Raw genomic sequence first — 20,524 nt, forward strand, 5'->3', positions numbered from 1 at the left:
AAGGTTGCCAGGCAGACCGCTTTCGCGAGCAAGCTCGCTCCCACAGGGTGAAGCTATCGGGTATCAGTTACTGGCCAGCGCCAGCCGCTCACGGCCTGCCGAGGCTTTTTCGCCAGCGCCCGAGTGTTCCAGCTGCATGCACCTTTCGAGAAACAGATACATGTAGTCGTAGCTCTTGCAAACGGCCTGGCGCAGTTCCATCTGCAACGCCTTGCTCGGGTTCATGCCCGCCAGCGTGCAGATGATTTCCAGCGCTTCCCACGGGTGGGCATCGTCATACTGGGCATGCATCTTCAGCCACTTCATGGCCCGCTTGCGGTCTTCCTCGGCGAATGCCGACGCATAGACACCGGTAGAGCAGACCAGTGCCGACCACTCCCCGGTCGCCCCCTCGATGGCGTAGTTGGTCGCGGCAATAGCCACGATCAGCGAGTCCGCCGAACTGGTGTGCCAGCACCAATGGCTCAACGCATGAAGCTCAGGCGGCACCTGCTGCGCCTGCAGGTCTTCGAGCGTCACGCCGTGAGCAGCGCTCCAGTTGACCCAATAATCGGCATGATTGAGCTCGACACGAATGTTGCGCATCAACCAACGACGCGCCATGTCCTCGCCGGGGTGGCGGGCGAAGCGGGTCTTGGTAAGGTTCTGTGCCATGTACAAGGCGAACTGTTCGACGACCGGCCAACCACCGATGAGGTAGTGGCGCATGGTCTTGGCGCTGAGCTTGTTGTCGCGCATGCGTTGATACAGTTCGTGTTCGACAACCCGGCGCTTGCTCTCGCTGCAGTCGGCAATGAGCTGCTGTGCCCATTGTGGATAACTGGCGGCGTCCATGAGCGGGCCTGTTCGGTTGAATGTGTCGATCACTGTCGGGCTCCTTCTGATTGTGATTTTTTCGGATCAACAAGAGGTTCAGCGAAACGTGCCGGGGGCCTTGAACAACAATGGCTGAGGCCTGGCCGGCCGGCATTGCAACGTGTCACAGGTAAACAGTTGTGGACGCTCGATGACATAACCCTGGGCGAAATCCACGCCGATTTCCAACAATGCCTGTTCGATCTGAGTCGTTTCCACGAACTCGGCAATGGTGCGCTTCCCCATGACATGGCCGATGTGATTGATCACCTCGACCATTGCCCGGTTAATCGGGTCGTCCAGCATATCCTTTACGAAACTCCCATCGATCTTCAGGAAGTCTACAGGTAAATGTTTCAAGTAAGCGAATGAAGACATTCCGGCACAAAAGTCATCCAGCGAGAAGTAACAACCCAAGCTCTTGAGTTCGTTTATAAAACGAATCGCGCTGCCCAGATTGGAAATGGCACTGGTCTCGGTGATTTCAAAACAAATCATTTCCGGGGGAATCGAGTAGGCAACGAACTGTTTACGCAGGAAATCCAGGAACGCCTGATCGCCAATGGTGGTGCCTGACAGGTTGATCGCACACATGGCCAACGGACCTTGCCGCGACTCATTCAGGCATTGGCGAATGATCTTGAACACATTCTCCACGACCCAACGGTCCAGCGAGGTCATCAAGCCGTAACGCTCCGCCGCCGGAATGAAGCTGTCCGGCAGGATCATTCGCCCTGCCTCGTCATGCAGGCGCAACAGGATCTCGATATGCCCGCCATCATGGTCACCCGGGCCCAACGCGGCGATTTCCTGGGCGTAGAGGCAGAAACGGTTTTCCTCCAGCGCCATGTGCAAGCGCTGCACCCAGGCCATTTCGCCAAAACGCAGGGACAACTCCGAGTCGTCGGCATGGTAGACCTGGACCCGGTTGCGCCCTTTCTCCTTGGCCATATAGCAGGCCATGTCGGCGGCACGCAATGAGGCTTCCAGCGTCGTCGGGCTTTGGGCGATGTGCACCAGGCCGATGCTAACGGTGGTCACGAATGGCCGGCCTTTCCAGACAAAATGCAGGTTCTGCACAGTCTGGCGCAGGCCCTCGGCGATCTTTTCCGCCGCCTCGGGCGAGCAGTTTTCCAGCAGGATGCCGAACTCGTCCCCGCCCAGCCGGGCAAGCGTGTCGTTTTCCCGCAACCCCGATTGCAGCAAGGCACAGATGTGTCGCAGCAACTCGTCGCCCGCCGCGTGGCCGCAGGTGTCGTTGACCAGCTTGAATTGGTCCAGGTCGAGAAACATCAACGCGTGGCGCCCGACCTGGCGCGTGAGGTTGTGCAGGGCCTGCTCGAGGCGGTATTCGAATTCCCGGCGGTTCGCCAGGCCGGTCAGGGCGTCGTGGGTAGCCTGCCATGACAGGTTGGCAATGTACTGGCGCTCCTGGGTCATGTCATGCAGCACCAGCACCGCGCCGCTGACTTTGCCGGCATGACGGATCGGCGCCCCCACCAGGGTCACCGACACCGTGCTGCCGTCAAGTCGCTGGATCAGCTTGGAATGCTCGCTGCCGCCGCCGAGTCGTCCGCTGAGTATGTGCTCGATCAAGGTCAGGCCTTCGGTCTGGGCATTGTCGTCGAGCAGGTTGAACAGCGCCGCCAGGGGCAGCCCGGTGGCGTGCTCGGCTTTCCAGTGGGTCATCGCTTCGGCAGCGGGATTCATGTACGCAATGGCGCCTTCGACATCGGTGGTGATCACGCCATCGCCAATCGATTGCAGGGTGATCTGCGCCCGCTCCTTCTCCAGTTGCAGCGCATTGGCGAAGACCTGCCGCTGTGCCAGTAACTTATGCGTGCGCAACAGCGCCAGCACGATCAATCCCAGCGCGGTGGCGAAATTGGTCACCAGCAACAGGCGCAGGATAAATCTCGATCCTTCGCCCAGCGCGTCGCTGAATGCCTTGGCGGCAGGGGTAACGGAATCGTTGATGGCGAAAATCTGCGCTTTCCAGCCGCGGACATCGGCCTCGGAGGCTTCTCCCACCGTGATGCTGCGATGCATCTGCCGGGCGACGTTATCCAGTTCGGTCAGGTAACCATCGCCAACCGTCCACAGATCGATGGCTTCTTCCAGATAACTGAAATGGCGAAAGTTGAGGTACAACCAGATCAGGCTGGCCACGTCGTCCGGATGATTGCCGCCCTGGAGAATCCCGACCCGCGCCGCTTCGAGATCCGGCGGCTGGCGATCCAGGGCCACGCGTAGATCGTGTCCCCCCTCGGGCACGGCGATGGCCTGCTGGTATTTGCGAAAAATCGCCTCGTCACGGCTGTCGGCGTAAAGATTGAGGTAATAGATAGCGTCCTTCTGGCCCTTGGACCAAAGGCTCTCCCCCGCCACGTAGCCGCGAACTGCGGACAGGACATAAAGGCTGACGCCTCCTAGCAATGCTTGAAATAGCACGACGGCGATAAAGGGCCAGACGATGCCCAACAACCGAGGCGTTCCGAGAGTCCGCTTTTGCTTCATGAGGTCCCTTGCACAGGCATTGCCAATAGAGCACCCGCGAGAATTCCGTTCCTGACTCAACAGCCTAGGCTAGTTTTCGACCCTTCGAAGGACTGGATGTTCGGATCGCCCGGCTCAGGATGGAGATTTGGAAAAATCGACGGATTTGGCTGATTTTTTTCCGATACTAAGCACAGAAAAGTGCACGAAACTCAAGGTCGCTGTATTTGTTGCAAATGACCGTAGAGCCGGGCGTAAAGGCCACCCTCGGCAATCAGCTGCAAGTGGTCGCCGTCTTCGGCGATCTGCCCGCCGTCGAACACCAATACCCGGTCAGCCTGTTTCACCGCCGACAACCGATGGGCGATGATCAACGTGGTGCGCCCGCTCAGGAACCGCGCCAACGCCTGGTGAAGGTTGTATTCCGTAGCCGCGTCCAGCGCGGACGTGGCTTCGTCGAGAATCACCACGCGCGGATCGGCCAGGACCATACGGGCGATCGCCAGTCGCTGGCGTTGCCCGCCCGACAGCCTCACACCGGAACGCCCGACGATGCTCTCCAGCCCCATGGGAAGCGCCCGTACGGTTTCGTCCAGTTGGGCAATCGCCAGGGCTCGCCAGCACGCCTCGTCGCTGCGCTCGCGGCCCATGGACAGATTGGCGCGCACCGTGTCGTTGAACAGCGCCGGATGTTGCAGGACCACCGCGACATTTTCGCGGATGATTTCCAGGCCGATCTCTTGTTGCGTTGCGCCGCCGAAGCGGATGCTGCCGGACTGTGGTGTGTAGAGCCCCAGCAGCAGTTGCACCAGGGTGCTTTTGCCACCCCCGCTGGCCCCGACGATGGCGACCTTTTCTCCCGGCGAAATGGACAGGTTCAATTGGTCGAGCACCTTTTCCTCGCCATAACCGAAGCTGAGCTCCTGGATGTCGATGCCCACGGTGTCGCGCCCCTTGAAGGGATCGACGCCACCGCTGTACTGGGGCTCATCGGCGCGGGCCAGCAGTTCGTTGATACGGTTCAATGCCCCACCCGCCGCGTAGTAGGCGTACTGCAAGTTAAGGAGTTGCTCGACCGGGCCGATCATGAACCACAGGTAGCTGAACACCGCGAGCATCTGGCCGATCGACAGATCGGAGAACAGCACGGTCAGCATGGCCGCCGCTCGAAAAATATCGATGCCGAACTGGAACAGCAAACCACTGGCGCGGTTCGAGGCGTCGGTTTTCCACTGCGAGCTTACCGCGTAGTCGCGCACTTCCCGGGCACGCGTGCCCAGGCGTCCAAGGAAAAACCCCTGGCGATTGCCGGCGCGCACTTCCTGGATCGCATCCAGGGTTTCGGTCAGGGCCTGGGTGAAGCGCGAGGTGCTGTCATTCTCCAGCTTCTTGAGGTGCTTGACCCGTTTGCCCAACTGCACCGTGGCGTAGATCACCAGCGGGTTGAACAGCAGGATCAGCAGCGCCAGTTCCCAATGCATCCATACCAGGATGCCCGCGGTGCCTACCAGGGTCAGCATCGCCACCAGGAACCGGCTCAGGGTTTCGCCAACAAATTTGTCGAGGGTGTCCAGGTCGGTGACCAGGTGCGTCGTCACCGTGCCGCTGCCCAGGCTTTCGTATTCGCCAAGGGAAATCCGCTTGAGGCGCTCGATCAACCGGATGCGGATGCGATAGACGATGTCCTTGGCGAGACTGGCGAACAGCCGCGCCTGCAACACGTTGAACAGCAAGGCGCCGCAGCGCAGGGCCAAGGTCACCAGCAACATCAATCCGATGTAGCCGGCAGCGCTCTGCCAAGCGCTCGGCAACGCCTGATTCATGACCTTCAATGCCGCGTCGCCGTGGCCCAGCAGCACTTCGTCCACCAGCAGCGGCAGCAACAACGGAATCGGCACGCTGCACAACGTCGCCAGCACGGCGACGCCGTTGGCGATCCACAGGGCTTTTTTGTGCGTAAGGGCCAGGCGACGGATTTCCGTCCAGCTCAACCGGTCGATGCGCCGCGAGGTCGATGCGTCATCTGCGGGCAGGTCAGGCACAGGCCGCACGCTCCAGCCAGCGCCCCAGCAATGGCGACAACTGGTCCAACGGTTGGTAGCCGTTGGTCAGCAAGGCCAACTGGCCGTCCCGTTCGGCCAGCATCGTAGGGAATCCGGCGATGCCAAGGTCTTGCACCCAGGTGAAGTCGGCGGCGGTGGCGGCATGCTGGTCGGCGCGGTCGAATGCCGCGGCAAACTCGATGCGTGGCAGCCCGGCCTGTTCGGCCAGTTCCACCAGGACGCTGGCGTGGGTCACGTCGCGGCCTTGCACATAAAACGCCTGCTGGATCAGCTTCAGTAACTGCCAGGCCAGGTCCGGCGCCAGGCTGCGGGCCGTCACCAAGGCGCGGCATGCGGGTTCGGTGTCGTAGACAAAACCGTCCGGCAACGCGCCTTCAAGCTTGAACGGCTGGCCGGTGGCTTGGGTAACGGCCTGCCAGTGTTCGAGAATGTAGCGTCGGGTCGTCGGCTCGAGAGCCGAACCGCTGCCGGTGCGCAAGCCGCCCGCCACCAGGTGCAACTCCACGCCAGCCGCCTGCGCCTGCTCGGCCAACGCTTCGGCCACTGGGGCGAAGCCCCAGCACCAGGAACACATCGGGTCCATCACATACAGCAGGCGCGACGCCATGGCTCAAGCCTCGGAAGATGATTGCTTGTAGTTGTAGCCGATCGGATGCGGCATGTTGCGCGCCTTGGCCAATTCGATCTGCTTTTGCCGGTCGATGGCGCTGCGGCGGGTCTTTTCGCTCAGCTTGTCCCAGCAATGCGGGCAACTGATGCCAGGCGAATAATGCTCCGAAGCACGATCCTCTGCGCTGATCGGGGTGCGACAGGCATGGCACTGATCGTAGTCGCCTTCGCTGAGATCGTGGCGCACGGTCACGCGGTTGTCGAAGACAAAGCAGTCGCCGCGCCATTTGGTCTCTTCCTGGGGCACCTCTTCGAGGTATTTGAGGATCCCGCCCTTGAGGTGGTAGACCTCTTCGAAACCCTCATTGAGCATGAAGCTCGAGGCTTTTTCACAGCGGATGCCGCCGGTGCAGAACATCGCGACTTTCTTGTGCCGGGCCGGGTCGAAGTTGGCTTTGATGTACTCGGGAAACTCACGGAAGCTGGCGGTTTTGGGATCGATAGCGCCTTCGAAGGTACCGATGGAGACTTCGTAATCGTTGCGCGTGTCGATCAGCAGCACTTCCGGATCGCTGATCAGCGCGTTCCAGTCTTGCGGTTCGACATAGGTGCCGACCCGCTTGTTCGGGTCCACGCCTTCTACGCCGAGGGTAACGATCTCTTTCTTGAGCTTGACCTTGGTGCGGTAGAACGGCTGCTCGTCGCAGTAGGACTCCTTGTGGTCGATGTCGTCCATGCGCGGATCGTTCTTGAGCCAGGCCATCAGCCCGTCGATGCCTTCGCGGGTGCCGGAAACGGTGCCGTTGATGCCTTCCTCGGCAATCAGCAAGGTTCCTTTGATGCCGTTGTCGAGCATCGCCTTGAGCAGGGGCTCACGCAGCTCGACGTAATCTTCCAGGGTGACGAACTTATACAGTGCCGCCACGACAATCGGTGGTGTCATGGGTATCTCTCCAGGTGGCTACCCTCGCAAAGGGTGAACCGGATGCGAAAAAAAACGCGCCGGGGTTAGCGGCGCGTTGCGGATTCTAGCAAAAAACATGTGGCTTTTGGAGCAAGAGCCTTTGTGGCGAGGGAGCTTGCTCCCGCTGGGGTGCGCAGCCCCCCCGAAAGCTGATCGGGATCAGCCTGACACACCGCATTGATTGGCTTTGGGGCCGCTTCGCAGCCCAGCGGGAGCAAGCTCCCTCGCCACGAAAAGCTCATTTGTCTTACATATCAGTGCTTACTGCCGCCGGCACAGGTCGGCGACGCCGGGGCTGCGTCGACCTGGGCCCATTCTTCAGGCGTGTAGGTGTGCAGCGCCAGCGCATGGAATTCGCCCATCAGCTCGCCCAACGTACCGTAGACCTTCTGGTGCCGCTTGACCCGATTGAGCCCCTCGAACTGCTGGCTGACCACCACTGCCTTGAAGTGGGTCTCAAGCCCACGGCTGTGCATGTGGCTTTCATCGAGCACTTGCAGGTGCTCGGGCTGCAGCAGCCCGAGGGTCGATTCAATGCGTTGTTGCATGCTCATGCCAGGGCTCCGCTTATGGCTTTTTCTTGGCCGGGGCGGCGGCTTTCGGCTCAAGCTCGGCGGTCATGTCGGCCAGCAGCTTGTTGACCACCGGCACCGCGCTTTCCAGCTTGGCCTGGGTCAGTTGCGCCGATTGCTGGGTCAGCTGCGGCATTTTTTCCAGGACCTTCTTGCCCAAGGGAGACTGATAGAAGGACACCAGGTCCTTGAGCTCCGATTCGCTGAAGTTGGAGGTGTAGAGCTTGACCATGTCCGGCTTGAGCTTGTTCCAGCCGATCGCCTGGTCCAGCGCGGCATTGGCCTTGGCCTGGTAGGTTTCCAGGGTGGCTTTTTTCGACTCGGGAGCCTTGGTCTGCTCAAAGCGCTGGGCAAACATCTGCTGTACTTGCATGTACACCGGGGTACCCAGCTTGTCAGCGTGCGCCAGGGTCAGGAACGCTTCGGCACTGGCGTTGTGGCTGGCGGTATCGGCAAGAACAGGGCCGCTGGCACACACCAGAGCAACTGCGGTACAGATGGCACGAAGACGGGTCATCGAGTTTCCTTTTCTAACAGGCGAGGTAAAACCCCAAGGGCGACCATTCTGCGCCTAAAAAACGCCGGGGCTCAACCCTGTACTTGGCTCGACTGATTGACGGGCCGAACCGGCCAGCCCTAGATTGAGGGAACCGGTGACGCCCGTCAGGGCCTAAACTGCGCATTCAGCCCTACAGGAGTTTGACCCGATGAGCCGTATCGAAACCGACAGCCTTGGCCAGGTTGAAGTCCCGGATGAAGCCTATTGGGGCGCCCAGACACAGCGCTCGATGATCAACTTTGCCATTGGCAACGAACGCATGCCGCTGTCGGTGCTGCATGCCCTGGCGCTGGTCAAGAAAGCCGCCGCGCGGGTCAACGACCGCAACGGTGACTTGCCCGCCGACATCGCCCGCCTGATCGAACAGGCGGCCGACGAGGTGCTGGCCGGCCAGCATGACGATCAGTTTCCCCTGGTGGTCTGGCAGACCGGCAGCGGGACCCAGAGCAATATGAACGTCAACGAGGTGATTGCCGGGCGCGCCAACGAGCTGGCGGGCAACCCCCGTGGCGGCAAGAGCCCGGTGCATCCCAACGACCATGTCAACCGGTCCCAGAGCTCCAACGACTGCTTCCCCACCGCCATGCACATCGCCGCCGCCCAGGCCGTGTACCAGCAATTGCTGCCGGCCATCAGCGAGTTGTCCGGCGGCCTCGCGGAACTGGCGGCGCGCCACATGAAACTGGTCAAGACCGGCCGCACCCACATGATGGATGCCACGCCGATCACGTTCGGCCAGGAACTGTCCGCTTTCATTGCCCAACTCGACTACGCCGAGCGGGCGATCCGCGCTTCGTTGCCGGCGGTCTGCGAGCTGGCCCAGGGCGGCACGGCGGTGGGCACCGGGCTCAATTCGCCGCACGGTTTCGGCGAAGCGATTGCCGCTGAACTCGCGGCGCTGTCCGGCCTGCCGTTTGTCACCGCGCCGAACAAGTTCGCCGCGCTGGCAGGTCATGAACCGCTGACCACATTGTCCGGCGCGTTGAAAACCCTGGCCGTGACGCTGATGAAAATCGCCAATGACCTGCGTCTGCTGGGCTCCGGGCCACGGGCGGGATTTGCCGAAGTGAAATTGCCGGCCAACGAACCGGGCAGCTCCATCATGCCTGGCAAGGTCAATCCGACCCAGTGTGAAGCCTTGTCGATGCTGGCGTGCCAGGTATTGGGCAATGACGTGGCGATCGGTTTTGCCGCCAGTCAGGGACACTTGCAGTTGAACGTGTTCAAGCCGGTGATCATCCACAACCTGCTGCAATCGATCCGCCTGCTGGCCGATGGCTGCAGCAACTTCCAGCAGCACTGCATCGCCGGCCTCGAACCGGATGCCGAGCAGATGGCCGCGCACCTGGAGCGTGGTCTGATGCTGGTGACGGCGCTGAATCCGCATATCGGCTACGACAAGTCGGCAGAGATCGCCAAGAAAGCCTACGGCGAAGGGCTGACGCTACGGGAGGCAGCGGTGCAGCTGGGGTATCTGACGGATGAAGAGTTCGACGCCTGGGTCAGGCCGGAGAACATGCTGGAAGCGGGTGGCCAGGGCTGAGTTTTCGATGGGCTGAGATACCGCTTCGCGAGCAGGCTCGCTCCCACAGGATTTGGGTTGGCTGCATTATTGTGCCGATTTGAAATCCATGTGGGAGCGAGCCTGCTCGCGAAGGCGATATGTCAGTCAACTCATTTGCCGGCTGACCACCGCTTCGCGAGCAAGCCCGCTCCCACAGGATTTGGGTTGGCTGCATTATTGTGCCGATTTGAAATCCATGTGGGAGCGAGCCTGCTCGCGAAAGCGATATGTCAGTCAACTCATTTGCCGGCTGACCACCGCTTTCGCGAGCAGGCTCGCTCCCACAGGATTTGGGTTGGCTGCATTATTGTGCCGATTTGAAATCCATGTGGGAGCGAGCCTGCTCGCGAAAGCGATATGTCAGTCAACTCATTTGCCGGCTGACCACCGCTTTCGCGAGCAAGCCCGCTCCCACAGGATTTGGGTTGGCTGCATTATTGTGCCGATTTGAAATCCATGTGGGAGCGAGCCTGCTCGCGAAGGCGATGTTTCAGTCAACTCGAGTGCCGGCTGATCCACCGCTTTCGCGAGCAGGCTCGCTCCCACAGGGGGGCTAACGCCCCAGCGCCAGGCGTTCGCGCCGGGCCCTGAGCCCGGCGATGAGCGATGGCCCCAGCGCCACCAGCGCCGACCCCAATACCACCAGCACTGCCCCACCGTAACCCAGCAGATTGATCTGCTCGGCGTGCACATAGTCGGGCCACCACCAGGCAGCCATCGCCACGGCCGCGAAGGTCACCAGCGGCGTGATCGCCAGCGTCGCGCTGACCCGCGAAGCCTCCCAATGCGCCAAAGCCTCGGCGAACGCGCCATAGGCAATCAGCGTATTGAGGCAGCAGGCCAACAATAGCCAGCCTTGCAGCGGGCTCAGTTGCAACGCTTCCAGTGGATGCACCCAGGGCGTGAGCAACAGCGCGCAGAACAGGTAGATCACCATCATCACCTGCAGTGAATTCCACACCGTCAGCAATTGCTTCTGGCCCAGGGCATAGAACGTCCAGACGGTCGAGGCCAGCAATACCAACAGAACGCCAGCGGTGTACTCGCTCAGGGATGTCAGCAATTCGACGAGGCGCTGATTGAAGAACAGCGCAAAACCGATCAGCAGCACCAGCAAACCAATGCCCTGCCCCACGCTGAAACGCTCCTTGAATACAAACAGGCTGGCGACCAGCAGCATGATCGGCCCCATCTGCACCACCAGTTGGGCGGTGCCGGGGCTCAGGCGGTTCAGGCCCATCAGGTACAGCACGTAGTTGCCCACCAGCCCCAGCACCGCCATGCCTACCAGCCAACCGCCACGGGGGCCGAGCACCTTGCGGCTAGGCAGGCGTCGGGTTGCCGCCAGGTAGATGAACAGCAGGCCACCGGACACCGTCAGCCGATACCAGGTCACCGTCACCGGATCCATCACCTGCAGCACTTGCTTGAGCTTGATCGGCAGGATTCCCCACAACAAGGCGGTCAGCAGGGCGAGGAACAGGCCGTAGACCCAGCGACCGGACGATATGTGCATGCAACCCTCGAAGCCAAGACATGAACGAGCATTCTAGGTCCGAATCGCTCGGCAACACAGGGACAGTTGGCGCTGCGACGCTGATGGAATTGTAAGGGTCGTAGCCGTCGATCGGCTGGACAGGCGCAAAACGGCGGCACCACATATGCTCAATTGAAACGACCACACAGCCCCCAATGGAGACCGAAATGCCTGGAACGCGCGCCGAAGATACAGATGCTCCCAAGACGATTTACCGCAGCAGCGATCGGATCGTCCGGGAAAATGGCAAGTTCTATTTCGATACGCGCGAAGGCACCCAGGAAGGTCCGTTCGAAAGCCGCGAGGCTGCGGAGCGGGAGATAGCGGCGTATATCCAGCGGATGCTGCAGCTGACCAAGGTTGCCAGCTAAGCAGAAAAACCCGTGGCGAGGGAGCTTGCTCCCGCTGGGCCGCGAAGCGGCCCCCTACGGTTTACCCCAGGAAAAAAGCGGCGACTGCTTCGCAGCCGAGCGGGAGCAAGCTCCCTCGCCACGAAAGGCTGCGTTTATCTGACCGCCTCGAACAACCCCGTTGCCCCCATCCCGCCGCCCACGCACATGGTCACGACGCCGTAGCGCAGGCTGCGCCGTTGCAGCTCCCGCACAAGATGTCCCACCTGCCGCGAGCCGGTCATGCCGAACGGGTGACCGATGGAAATCGAGCCGCCGTTGACGTTGTATTTCTCGTTATCGATCTCCAGTCGATTGCGGCTGTACAGGCACTGGGATGCAAACGCCTCGTTGAGCTCCCACAAATCGATATCGCCGATCTGCAAACCCTTGGCCTGGAGCAATCTGGGCACTGAGAACACCGGGCCGATGCCCATCTCGTCCGGCTCGCAGCCGGCCACGGTAAAGCCACGGAAAAATGCCTTGGGCTTGAGCCCCAACGCCAGGGCTTTTTCCAGGCTCATCACCAGGGTCATCGAGGCGCCGTCGGATAACTGTGAAGAGTTGCCCGCCGTCACCGAACCGTCTTCGGCGAACACCGGTTTCAGCCCGGCCAGGCTTTCGTAGGTGGTATCGGGGCGGTTGCAATCATCGCGATCAACCACCCCGTCAACGATCTGCACCGCACCGGTGGTCTTGTCCTCGACCCGGTATTTCACCGCCATCGGCACGATTTCATCGTCGAACAGCCCGGCTGCCTGGGCCCGGGCAGTGCGCTGCTGGCTCTGCAAGGCGTAGCGGTCCTGCTCCTCGCGGCTGACCTGGTAACGGCGCGCGACGATCTCGGCGGTCTGGCCCATGGGGAAGTAGATCCCTGGCACCTGCTCCTTGAGCAACGGGTTGATCAGGTTGTCAGTGTTGACGCTTTTCATCGTCAGGCTGATGGATTCCACGCCACCGGCGACGATGATCTCGCTGCAGCCGGAGGCGATCTGGTTGGCGGCGATGGCGATGGCTTGCAGGCCCGAGGAACAGAAGCGGTTCAGTGTCATCCCGGCCGTGCCGATGCCCAGCTGCGAGAGCACCGCCACGTTGCGCCCGATGTTGTAGCCTTGGGCGCCTTCGTTGGAACCGGCGCCGACGATGCAGTCCTCGACACTGGCCGGGTCGATATCATTTCGCGCCAGCAACGCGTTGACGCAATGGGCCGCCATGTCGTCCGGGCGGGTCATGTTGAACTTGCCGCGAAAGGACTTGGCCAGGCCGGTCCGTACGCTGTCGACGATCACCACTTCACGCATCGCGGATACCTCATTGTTGTTATCGGTTCAGGAGTGGATTCGAGGATAAATCCAGCCCATAACCGAACGCGACAATCATTCACCCCGCGTATGCGCCGCCATCGGCCTATTTCTTTTTGCGCGCCTGCCTGGCGGAGCGTTCGAACGCGGCCTCCAGCGCGTCGTTGAGCGTACGCAATACCTTGACCCGGGCCCAACGCTTGTCGTTCGCTTCGACCAGGGTCCACGGCGATATCTCGGTGCTGGTGCGATCGACCATGTCGCAGACCGCCGTCCGATAGGCATCCCACTTGTCACGGTTGCGCCAATCATCCTCGGTGATCTTGAAGCGCTTGAACGGGATTTCCTCGCGCTCCTGGAAGCGCTCCAGTTGGGTCTCCTTGTCAATGGCCAGCCAGAACTTCACCACCACCACGCCGGCATCGGCCAGTTGTTCTTCGAAGTCGTTGATTTCACCGTAGGCCCGCAGCCAGTCGGCACGGCTGCAAAAACCTTCGACCCGCTCCACCAGTACCCGCCCATACCAGGAGCGGTCGAACATGGTGAACTTGCCCCGCGCCGGAATGTGCCGCCAGAAACGCCACATGTAGGGGTGGGCGCGTTCTTCCTCGGTGGGCGCGGCAATCGGCACGATGCTGTACTGACGCGGGTCGAGCGCCGCCGCGACCCGACGGATCGCCCCGCCCTTGCCCGCCGCGTCGTTACCTTCGAACACCGCCACCAGGGCATGCCGGCGCATGCGCTTGTCCCGCAGCAGGCCGGCGAAGCGGGCCTGCTCGGTGATCAACTGCTCCTCATAATCGGCCTTGTCCAGGCGCAGCGTCATGTCGAGGCTGTCGAGCAAGGTTACTTGGTCGTCCAGTGCCGGCACTGCTGCCACGTTGACTTTTTCCGGGCTGATCTTCGGTCGGTCCAGGGCCTGGCGCAGGCCTTCGAGCAAAATCTGCCCGACCGCGAGGCTGCGATAACAGGCATCCACGCCTTCGATCACATGCCAGGGTGCGTAGTCGCGACTGGTGCGGCGCAGCACGCGCTCGCCGTATTTGACGAACTTGTCGTAGGTCTGGGACTGCTGCCAGTCCAAGGGGCTGATCCGCCAGCTGTGCAGCGGGTCGTCCTTGAGACTTTTCAGGCGGGCTTTCATCTGCTTCTTGGAGAGGTGGAACCAGAATTTGAAGATCAGCGCACCCTCATCGCAGAGCATCTTCTCCAGACGCTCGGCGCCGTTGATTGCCTGATCGAGCCGCGGGTCCTTGAACTCGCCATGCACCCGCCCCTGGAGCATCTGGCTGTACCAGTTGCCAAAAAAGATCCCCATCCGCCCCTTCGCTGGCAGCATCCGCCAATAGCGCCAGGCCGGCGGCCGCGCCAGTTCCTCGTCGGTCTGCTGGTCGAAGGTGCGCACCTCGATCAGCCGCGGATCCATCCATTCGTTGAGCAGCTTTATCGTCTCGCCTTTGCCCGCGCCTTCGATGCCGTTGATCAGGATGATGACCGGGAAGCGGCCTTGCTGATGCAACTCGTACTGAGCTTCGAGCAATGCTTCACGCAATGCCGGCACCTCGGCTTCATAGGTTTCTTTGTCGACGACGTGACCGATTTCAGCGGATTCGAACATGGACAGCTCCTTCCAGGAATGGGGCAAGACTAGCGGATTGGATACGCCGCTGCGCAGCAGATTCCCTTCAGACGTGCCCACGCTTGCCGTGGATCAGGCATTGCCGCGCTGATCGGCTAGAATGGCGACCTTGTTTTGACCGAGCCAGCCATGACGCCCATCCAGCACCACGCCCAACTCGACTGGGATGACCAGGGTCGCCCCCGCTCCCGGGTATTCGGCGACGTGTATTTCTCCGACCAGTCGGGCCTGGAAGAAACCCGCTACGTGTTCCTTGCGCAGAACAATCTGGCCGAGCGTTTCGCCGCGCTGGCGGAGCACGGACGGCTGGTGATCGGCGAAACCGGATTTGGCACCGGGCTGAATTTTCTCTGCGCCTGGCAGTTGTTCGAAGAATGCGCACCGGCCGGTGCGCGCTTGCATTTCCTCAGCGTCGAAAAATTTCCCCTGAGCCCCGAGGATCTGCGTCGGGCCCTTGCCCTGTGGCCGGAGCTCAAGTGCCAGGCTGATCAATTGCTTGAGCAGTACGTCGCGATTCACCAGGGTTTCCAGCGAATGACCCTGGCGGGCGGGCGAGTGACATTGACCCTGTTGATTGGCGATGCACTGGAGCAACTGCCGCAGCTGGACGGACAGATCGACGCCTGGTTCCTCGACGGTTTTGCCCCGGCGAAAAACCCGGATATGTGGACCGCCGAGCTGTTCGCCGAACTGGCGCGGCTGGCAGCGCCCGGCGCCACCCTCAGCACCTTTACCAGCACCGGTTGGGTGCGCAGGCTGCTCAATGCGGCGGGCTTCAAGATGAAGCGCACCCCGGGCATCGGCCACAAGTGGGAAATTCTCCGTGGGGTATTTCTCGGCTGGCCGGAGCAGGTGCCCAAACCCGCCCCGGCCAAGCCCTGGTATGCCCGCCCCGCCCCGCCGGCTGGCGAACGCCATGCGCTGGTGATCGGCGGCGGCCTGGCCGGTTGCGCCAGCGCGGCGAGTCTCGCGGCTCGCGGCTGGCGAGTGACCTTGCTGGAGCGTCACGCCGGGTTGGCCGAGGAAGCGTCCGGCAACCCCCAGGGCGTTCTGTACCTCAAGTTGTCGGCCCACGGCACGGCGTTGTCGCAGATGATCCTCAGCGGTTTCGGCTACACCCGGCGCTTGCTCGAAAACTTGCAACGGGGCCTCGACTGGGACGGATGCGGAGTCTTGCAGTTGGCCTTCAACGAGAAGGAAGGCCAACGCCAGCGCCAACTGGCCGAGGCGTTTCCAGCGGGTCTGCTGCGAATTGTCGATCGCGCCGAAGCCGAGGCGCAGTCCGGCATCGGCCTGGCCTGTGGCGGCCTGTTCTATCCCGAAGGCGGCTGGGTACATCCGCCAGCCCTGTGCCGCTGGCAAGCCTCGGCTGCTGCGATTACCGTGCAGCCACATCGCGAAGTGCTTGAACTGCGACGTGTCGACGGCCAATGGCAGGCCCGGAACGGCGAACGTTGCCTGGCCAGCGCCCCGGTGGCAATCCTCGCCAGCGCCGCCGAGATCAAACGCTTCGAACCGGCCGCCGGGTTACCCCTCAAGCGCATTCGCGGGCAAATCACGCGGCTGGCGCAAACCACCCGCAGCCAAAGCCTGGCGACAGTGGTCTGCGCCGAAGGCTACGTGGCGCCACCGCGAATGGGCGAGCACACCCTGGGCGCCAGTTTCGATTTTCACAGCGATGACCTGACCCCCACCGCCGCCGAGCACGCCGGCAACCTGCAGATGCTCGAAGAAATCTCCCACGATCTGGTGGACCGCCTGAATGCCGATACCCTCGATCCGCAGCGCCTCGAAGGCCGCGCGGCGTTCCGTTGCACCAGCCCGGATTACCTGCCGATTGTCGGACCGCTGGCTGACAGCCGGGCGTTCGTCGAAACCTACGCGGCCCTGGGCAAGGATGCGCGCCAAGTGCCGGACACGCCGTGTCCCTGGCTCGACGGCCTGTACGTCAACAGCGGGCATGGCTCCCGAGGCCTGATCACCGCGCCGCTGTCGGGCGAACTGATCGCCGCCTGGCTCGACAACGAACCGCTGCCACTGCCGCGAAGCGTCGCCGAGGCCTGCCACCCGAACCGGTTTGCCTTGCGGGCGGTGATTCGCGGCAAGGCCAATTAACGACTGGCCACCCTTTCCTCTGTGGGAGCGAGCCTGCTCGCGAAAGCGGTAGATCAGCCACCATCGGGGCGCCTGACACAACGCTTCGCGAGCAGGCTCGCTCCCACAGGATCCTCACTGGCCTGAATGACCGGCGATCCCCACCCGTCGGCTTATAACGCATCGATATAAAACTCAGAGCAATCCCTCCGGTCAGTTTCAGAGTACCCGCCATTTCGGTGTGTACGGCTTGACCCCTCCCCAACGGAAAAACCGGTAAGGACTTATGTGCGGATTAGCTGGAGAGTTACGTTTCGATCAACAACCTGCGGACCTTGCGGCCGTAGAGCGCATCACCCATCACCTGGCCCCTCGCGGCCCTGACGCGTGGGGCTTTCATAGCCAGGGGCCGATCGCCCTCGGCCACCGGCGCCTGAAAATCATGGACCTGTCCGATGGTTCGGCCCAGCCGATGATCGACAATCAGCTGGGCCTGTCCCTGGCATTCAACGGCGCGATCTACAACTACCCGGAACTGCGCAGCGAACTCGAAGGCCTGGGCTACACCTTCTACTCTGGCGGCGACACCGAAGTGTTGCTCAAGGGTTATCACGCCTGGGGCGAAGCCCTGCTGCCCAAACTCAATGGCATGTTCGCCTTCGCCATCTGGGAACGCGACGCCAAGCGGCTGTTCATTGCTCGCGACCGTCTCGGCGTCAAGCCGCTGTACCTGTCGCGTACCGGCCAGCGCCTGCGCTTTGCCTCGGCGCTGCCGGCCCTGCTCAAGGGTGGCGACATCAATCCGGTGCTTGACCCGATCGCCCTCAATCACTATCTGAATTTCCACGCGGTCGTCCCGGCGCCACGCACCTTGTTGGCGGGCATTGAAAAACTGCCACCGGCGACCTGGATGCGCATCGAAGCGGACGGTCGCACCGAGCAGAAAACCTGGTGGACGCTGCCCTACGGCCCACGGGCCGATGAACAGAACCTCAACCTGGAAGACTGGATCGATCGCGTGCTCGACAGCACCCGCGAAGCCGTCGCCATTCGCCAGCGCGCCGCCGTCGACGTGGGCGTGCTGCTCTCGGGCGGCGTCGATTCGAGCATGCTCGTCGGCCTGTTGCGCGAAGTGGGCGTGGAAGACCTGTCCACCTTCTCCATCGGCTTCCAGGACGCCGGCGGCGAGCGCGGTGACGAGTTCCAGTATTCGGACCTGATCGCCAAGCACTACGGCACCCGCCATCATCAGTTGCGCATCGATGAGAAAGAAATCATCGAACAACTGCCGGCTGCGTTTCGGGCCATGAGCGAGCCGATGGTCAGCCACGACTGCATCGCCTTCTACCTGCTGTCGCGGGAAGTCGCCAAGCACTGCAAGGTGGTGCAAAGCGGCCAGGGTGCTGACGAACTGTTCGCCGGTTACCACTGGTATCCGCAAGTGGACGGCGCCAGCGACCCGTACGCCGCCTATCGCGCCGCGTTCTTCGACCGCAGCTATGAAGAATATGCCGCGACCGTGCAGCCTGAATGGCTGACGGCCAACGACGCCGCCGGTGACTTCGTCAAGGAGCACTTCGCCCAGCCGGGCGCCGATGCGGCCGTCGACAAGGCCCTGCGCCTGGACAGCACCGTGATGCTGGTGGACGACCCGGTCAAGCGCGTCGACAACATGACCATGGCCTGGGGCCTGGAAGCGCGCACGCCATTCCTCGACTATCGGCTGGTGGAGCTTTCGGCACGGGTTCCGGCGAAGTTCAAGCTGCCCGATGGCGGCAAGCAGGTACTCAAGGAAGCGGCCCGCCGGGTGATTCCGAGCGAGGTCATCGACCGCAAGAAAGGTTATTTCCCGGTCCCGGGCCTCAAGCACTTGGAAGGCAACACCCTGGCCTGGGTTCGCGAACTGCTGCTGGACCCGAGCCAGGATCGCGGCTTGTTCAACCCGACCATGCTCGACCGTTTGCTGACCGACCCCAACGGCCAGCTCACGCCTTTGCGCGGCTCGCGGTTATGGCAATTGGCGGCGCTGAACCTGTGGCTCAGCGAGCAAGGAATCTGACTGATGAAACCCCACCCGACCCTTCACAACCAACGTCTCTTGCGTGGACAGCCACCGTCCTACGAACGCTTGCAGGCGCGCCTGGCCGAAGATGGCAGCGAACTGGGCGCCGCTCCGATCGCCGTGCATTGCGGCTGGGGCCGCTTGCTCATCGGCCATACCTTTCCGGACCCGGCGACTCTTGCCCAGGAGCTGCTCAACGAGCAGCCCGGCGAGCGCGACATCGCCTTGTACGTCGCCGCGCCCCAGCAAGTGCTGGGGCTGGAACCGGCGCATCTGTTCCTTGACCCGTCGGATACCCTGCGCCTGTGGTTCAGCGATTATCGCCAAGCCACGCGAGTGTTTCGCGGCTTCCGGATCCGCCGCGCCCAGAGCGACAGCGACTGGCAAGCCATCAACCAGCTCTACCAGGCTCGCGGCATGCTGCCCATCGATCCCGAGCGCCTGACCCCGCGTCACCAGGGCGGCCCGGTGTACTGGCTGGCCGAAGACGACGACACCGGCGCGGTGATCGGCAGCGTCATGGGCCTCAACCACCAGAAAGCGTTCAACGACCCGGAAAACGGCAGCAGCCTCTGGTGCCTGGCGGTGGACCCGCAATGTTCGCGGCCCGGCGTCGGCGAAGTGCTGGTGCGCCATCTCATCGAGCATTTCATGAGCCGTGGCTTGAGCTACCTGGACCTGTCGGTGCTGCACAACAATCGCCTGGCGAAAAATCTCTACGCCAAGCTCGGTTTCCGCAACCTTTCGACCTTCGCCATCAAGCGCAAGAACGGCATCAACCAGCCGCTGTTCCTCGGGCCCGGGCCCGAGGCCCAATTCAACCCGTACGCGCGGATCATCGTCGAGGAAGCGCACCGGCGGGGCATCGAAGTGCAAGTGGATGACGCCGAGGCGGGGCTGTTCACCCTGGTGCATGGCAGCCGGCGGGTTCGCTGCCGGGAATCGCTGAGCGACTTGACCAGTGCGATCAGCATGACCCTGTGTCAGAACAAGAGCCTGACCCACAAGGTGCTGAAAAATGCCGGTCTGAACCTGCCGGCGCAACAGCTGGCGGGCAATGCCGACGACAACCTGGCGTTTCTCGATGAACACGAGCGCGTGGTGGTCAAGCCGCTGGACGGCGAACAGGGCCAGGGCGTGGCGGTGGACCTGCGGACCATCGAGGAAGTCCAGAACGCCATCGAAACGGCCCGGCGCTTCGACAGCCGCGTGCTGCTGGAGAGCTTCCACGAAGGGCTCGACCTGCGCATCCTGGTGATCGGTTTTGAAGTGGTGGCGGCGGCGATCCGGCGCCCGGCGGAAGTGATCGGCGACGGCCAGCACACCATTGGCGCGCTGATCGAGGCGCAGAGCCGGCGGCGGCAGGCGGCTACCGGGGGTGAAAGCAAGATCCCGATGGATGCCGAGACCGAGCGAACGCTGAGCGCGGCCGGGTATGCCTATGACAGCGTGCTGCCGGCGGGTGAGCATCTGTTTGTCCGGCGCACCGCGAACCTGCATACCGGCGGCGTGCTGGAAGACGTCACCGCGATCCTCCATCCGACCCTGGCCGATGCAGCGGTGCGCGCCGCGCGGGCGCTGGACATCCCGATGGTCGGCCTCGACTTGCTGGTACCGGCGGCCGATCAACCGGAATATGTGTTCATCGAAGCCAACGAACGCGCCGGCCTGGCCAACCACGAACCGCAACCCACTGCCGAGCGCTTTGTGGATCTGTTGTTTCCCCATAGCCAGGTAGTGGTCTGACTCAAATCTTTCCGTGGCGAGGGAGCTTGCTCCCGCTCGGCCGCGAAGCGGTCGCTCAGGCCCCGAGGTCTGAA

15 protein-coding genes are annotated in these 20,524 nt (G+C 62.3%); 5 read left to right on the forward strand and 10 right to left on the reverse strand.

Going from position 1 to position 20,524, the window contains the following annotated elements:
- Nucleotides 1-63 precede the first annotated feature (63 nt).
- The 7 genes from M1E16_RS19385 to M1E16_RS19415 all read right to left on the reverse strand — a co-directional run bounded on the left by M1E16_RS19385 (nt 64) and on the right by M1E16_RS19415 (nt 8,076).
- Entirely contained in the window at nt 64-834 is a 771-nt protein-coding gene (locus M1E16_RS19385; RefSeq protein WP_434605177.1) for a TenA family transcriptional regulator, read from the reverse strand.
- 78 nt (nt 835-912) lie between these two features.
- Nucleotides 913-3,372 carry an EAL domain-containing protein gene (locus M1E16_RS19390; protein WP_458128164.1) on the reverse strand — a complete coding sequence of 820 codons (2,460 nt, stop codon included), beginning with the start codon at nt 3,370-3,372 and terminating at the stop codon, nt 913-915.
- A gap of 191 nt (nt 3,373-3,563) precedes the next feature.
- Entirely contained in the window at nt 3,564-5,393 is a 1,830-nt protein-coding gene (locus tag M1E16_RS19395) for an ABC transporter ATP-binding protein (protein WP_434656515.1), read from the reverse strand.
- Nucleotides 5,386-5,988 carry a DsbA family protein gene (locus tag M1E16_RS19400; RefSeq protein ID WP_458130350.1) on the reverse strand — a complete coding sequence of 201 codons (603 nt, stop codon included), beginning with the start codon at nt 5,986-5,988 and terminating at the stop codon, nt 5,386-5,388. Before M1E16_RS19400 ends, M1E16_RS19395 begins: the two co-directional genes overlap by 8 nt.
- Before the next feature lie 36 nt (nt 5,989-6,024).
- The gene (gene trhO / locus M1E16_RS19405; RefSeq protein WP_434572706.1) at nt 6,025-6,966 is read right to left on the reverse strand and encodes an oxygen-dependent tRNA uridine(34) hydroxylase TrhO; all 942 of its coding nucleotides are present in this window, start codon (nt 6,964-6,966) and stop codon (nt 6,025-6,027) included.
- Nucleotides 6,967-7,241: 275 nt separating this feature from the next.
- On the reverse strand, nt 7,242-7,541 hold the full coding sequence (locus M1E16_RS19410) for a BolA family protein (RefSeq protein ID WP_434601443.1): 300 nt from the start codon (nt 7,539-7,541) through the stop codon (nt 7,242-7,244).
- A 13-nt stretch (nt 7,542-7,554) separates the two neighbouring features.
- Nucleotides 7,555-8,076: a DUF2059 domain-containing protein gene (locus tag M1E16_RS19415; protein WP_030141033.1), complete on the reverse strand. Its 522-nt coding sequence runs from the start codon at nt 8,074-8,076 to the stop codon at nt 7,555-7,557.
- Between the two features lie 190 nt (nt 8,077-8,266).
- On the opposite strand from M1E16_RS19415, the gene M1E16_RS19420 reads away from it, so the two are divergent.
- Nucleotides 8,267-9,661, forward strand: a complete 1,395-nt coding sequence (locus M1E16_RS19420) for a class II fumarate hydratase (RefSeq protein WP_305499673.1) — start codon at nt 8,267-8,269, stop codon at nt 9,659-9,661.
- A gap of 574 nt (nt 9,662-10,235) precedes the next feature.
- Here M1E16_RS19420 and M1E16_RS19425 read toward each other — a convergent pair.
- Nucleotides 10,236-11,198: a DMT family transporter gene (locus M1E16_RS19425; protein WP_458128165.1), complete on the reverse strand. Its 963-nt coding sequence runs from the start codon at nt 11,196-11,198 to the stop codon at nt 10,236-10,238.
- 188 nt (nt 11,199-11,386) lie between these two features.
- Here M1E16_RS19425 and M1E16_RS19430 point away from each other — a divergent pair, with 188 nt between their 5' ends.
- A complete protein-coding gene (locus tag M1E16_RS19430; RefSeq protein WP_305499671.1) occupies nt 11,387-11,590 on the forward strand; it encodes a DUF6316 family protein in 204 nt (67 codons plus the stop codon).
- Between the two features lie 134 nt (nt 11,591-11,724).
- Here the strand turns inward: M1E16_RS19430 and M1E16_RS19435 are convergent, their stop codons facing one another.
- Both M1E16_RS19435 and pap read right to left on the reverse strand, forming a co-directional pair.
- Entirely contained in the window at nt 11,725-12,909 is a 1,185-nt protein-coding gene (locus tag M1E16_RS19435) for a thiolase family protein (RefSeq protein ID WP_458128166.1), read from the reverse strand.
- A 106-nt stretch (nt 12,910-13,015) separates the two neighbouring features.
- Nucleotides 13,016-14,527, reverse strand: a complete 1,512-nt coding sequence (gene pap, locus M1E16_RS19440; protein WP_458128167.1) for a polyphosphate:AMP phosphotransferase — start codon at nt 14,525-14,527, stop codon at nt 13,016-13,018.
- A gap of 150 nt (nt 14,528-14,677) precedes the next feature.
- Here pap and mnmC point away from each other — a divergent pair, with 150 nt between their 5' ends.
- The 3 genes from mnmC (at nt 14,678) to ngg (ending at nt 20,450) form a co-directional block, all read left to right on the forward strand.
- Nucleotides 14,678-16,663 carry a bifunctional tRNA (5-methylaminomethyl-2-thiouridine)(34)-methyltransferase MnmD/FAD-dependent 5-carboxymethylaminomethyl-2-thiouridine(34) oxidoreductase MnmC gene (gene mnmC, locus M1E16_RS19445; protein WP_458128168.1) on the forward strand — a complete coding sequence of 662 codons (1,986 nt, stop codon included), beginning with the start codon at nt 14,678-14,680 and terminating at the stop codon, nt 16,661-16,663.
- Between the two features lie 265 nt (nt 16,664-16,928).
- On the forward strand, nt 16,929-18,701 hold the full coding sequence (locus M1E16_RS19450) for an N-acetylglutaminylglutamine amidotransferase (protein WP_434572693.1): 1,773 nt from the start codon (nt 16,929-16,931) through the stop codon (nt 18,699-18,701).
- Between the two features lie 3 nt (nt 18,702-18,704).
- Nucleotides 18,705-20,450 carry an N-acetylglutaminylglutamine synthetase gene (ngg, locus tag M1E16_RS19455; RefSeq protein WP_458128169.1) on the forward strand — a complete coding sequence of 582 codons (1,746 nt, stop codon included), beginning with the start codon at nt 18,705-18,707 and terminating at the stop codon, nt 20,448-20,450.
- The last annotated feature ends 74 nt before the right edge of the window (nt 20,451-20,524 follow it).

Source organism: Pseudomonas sp. Z2-11, assembly GCF_054161305.1.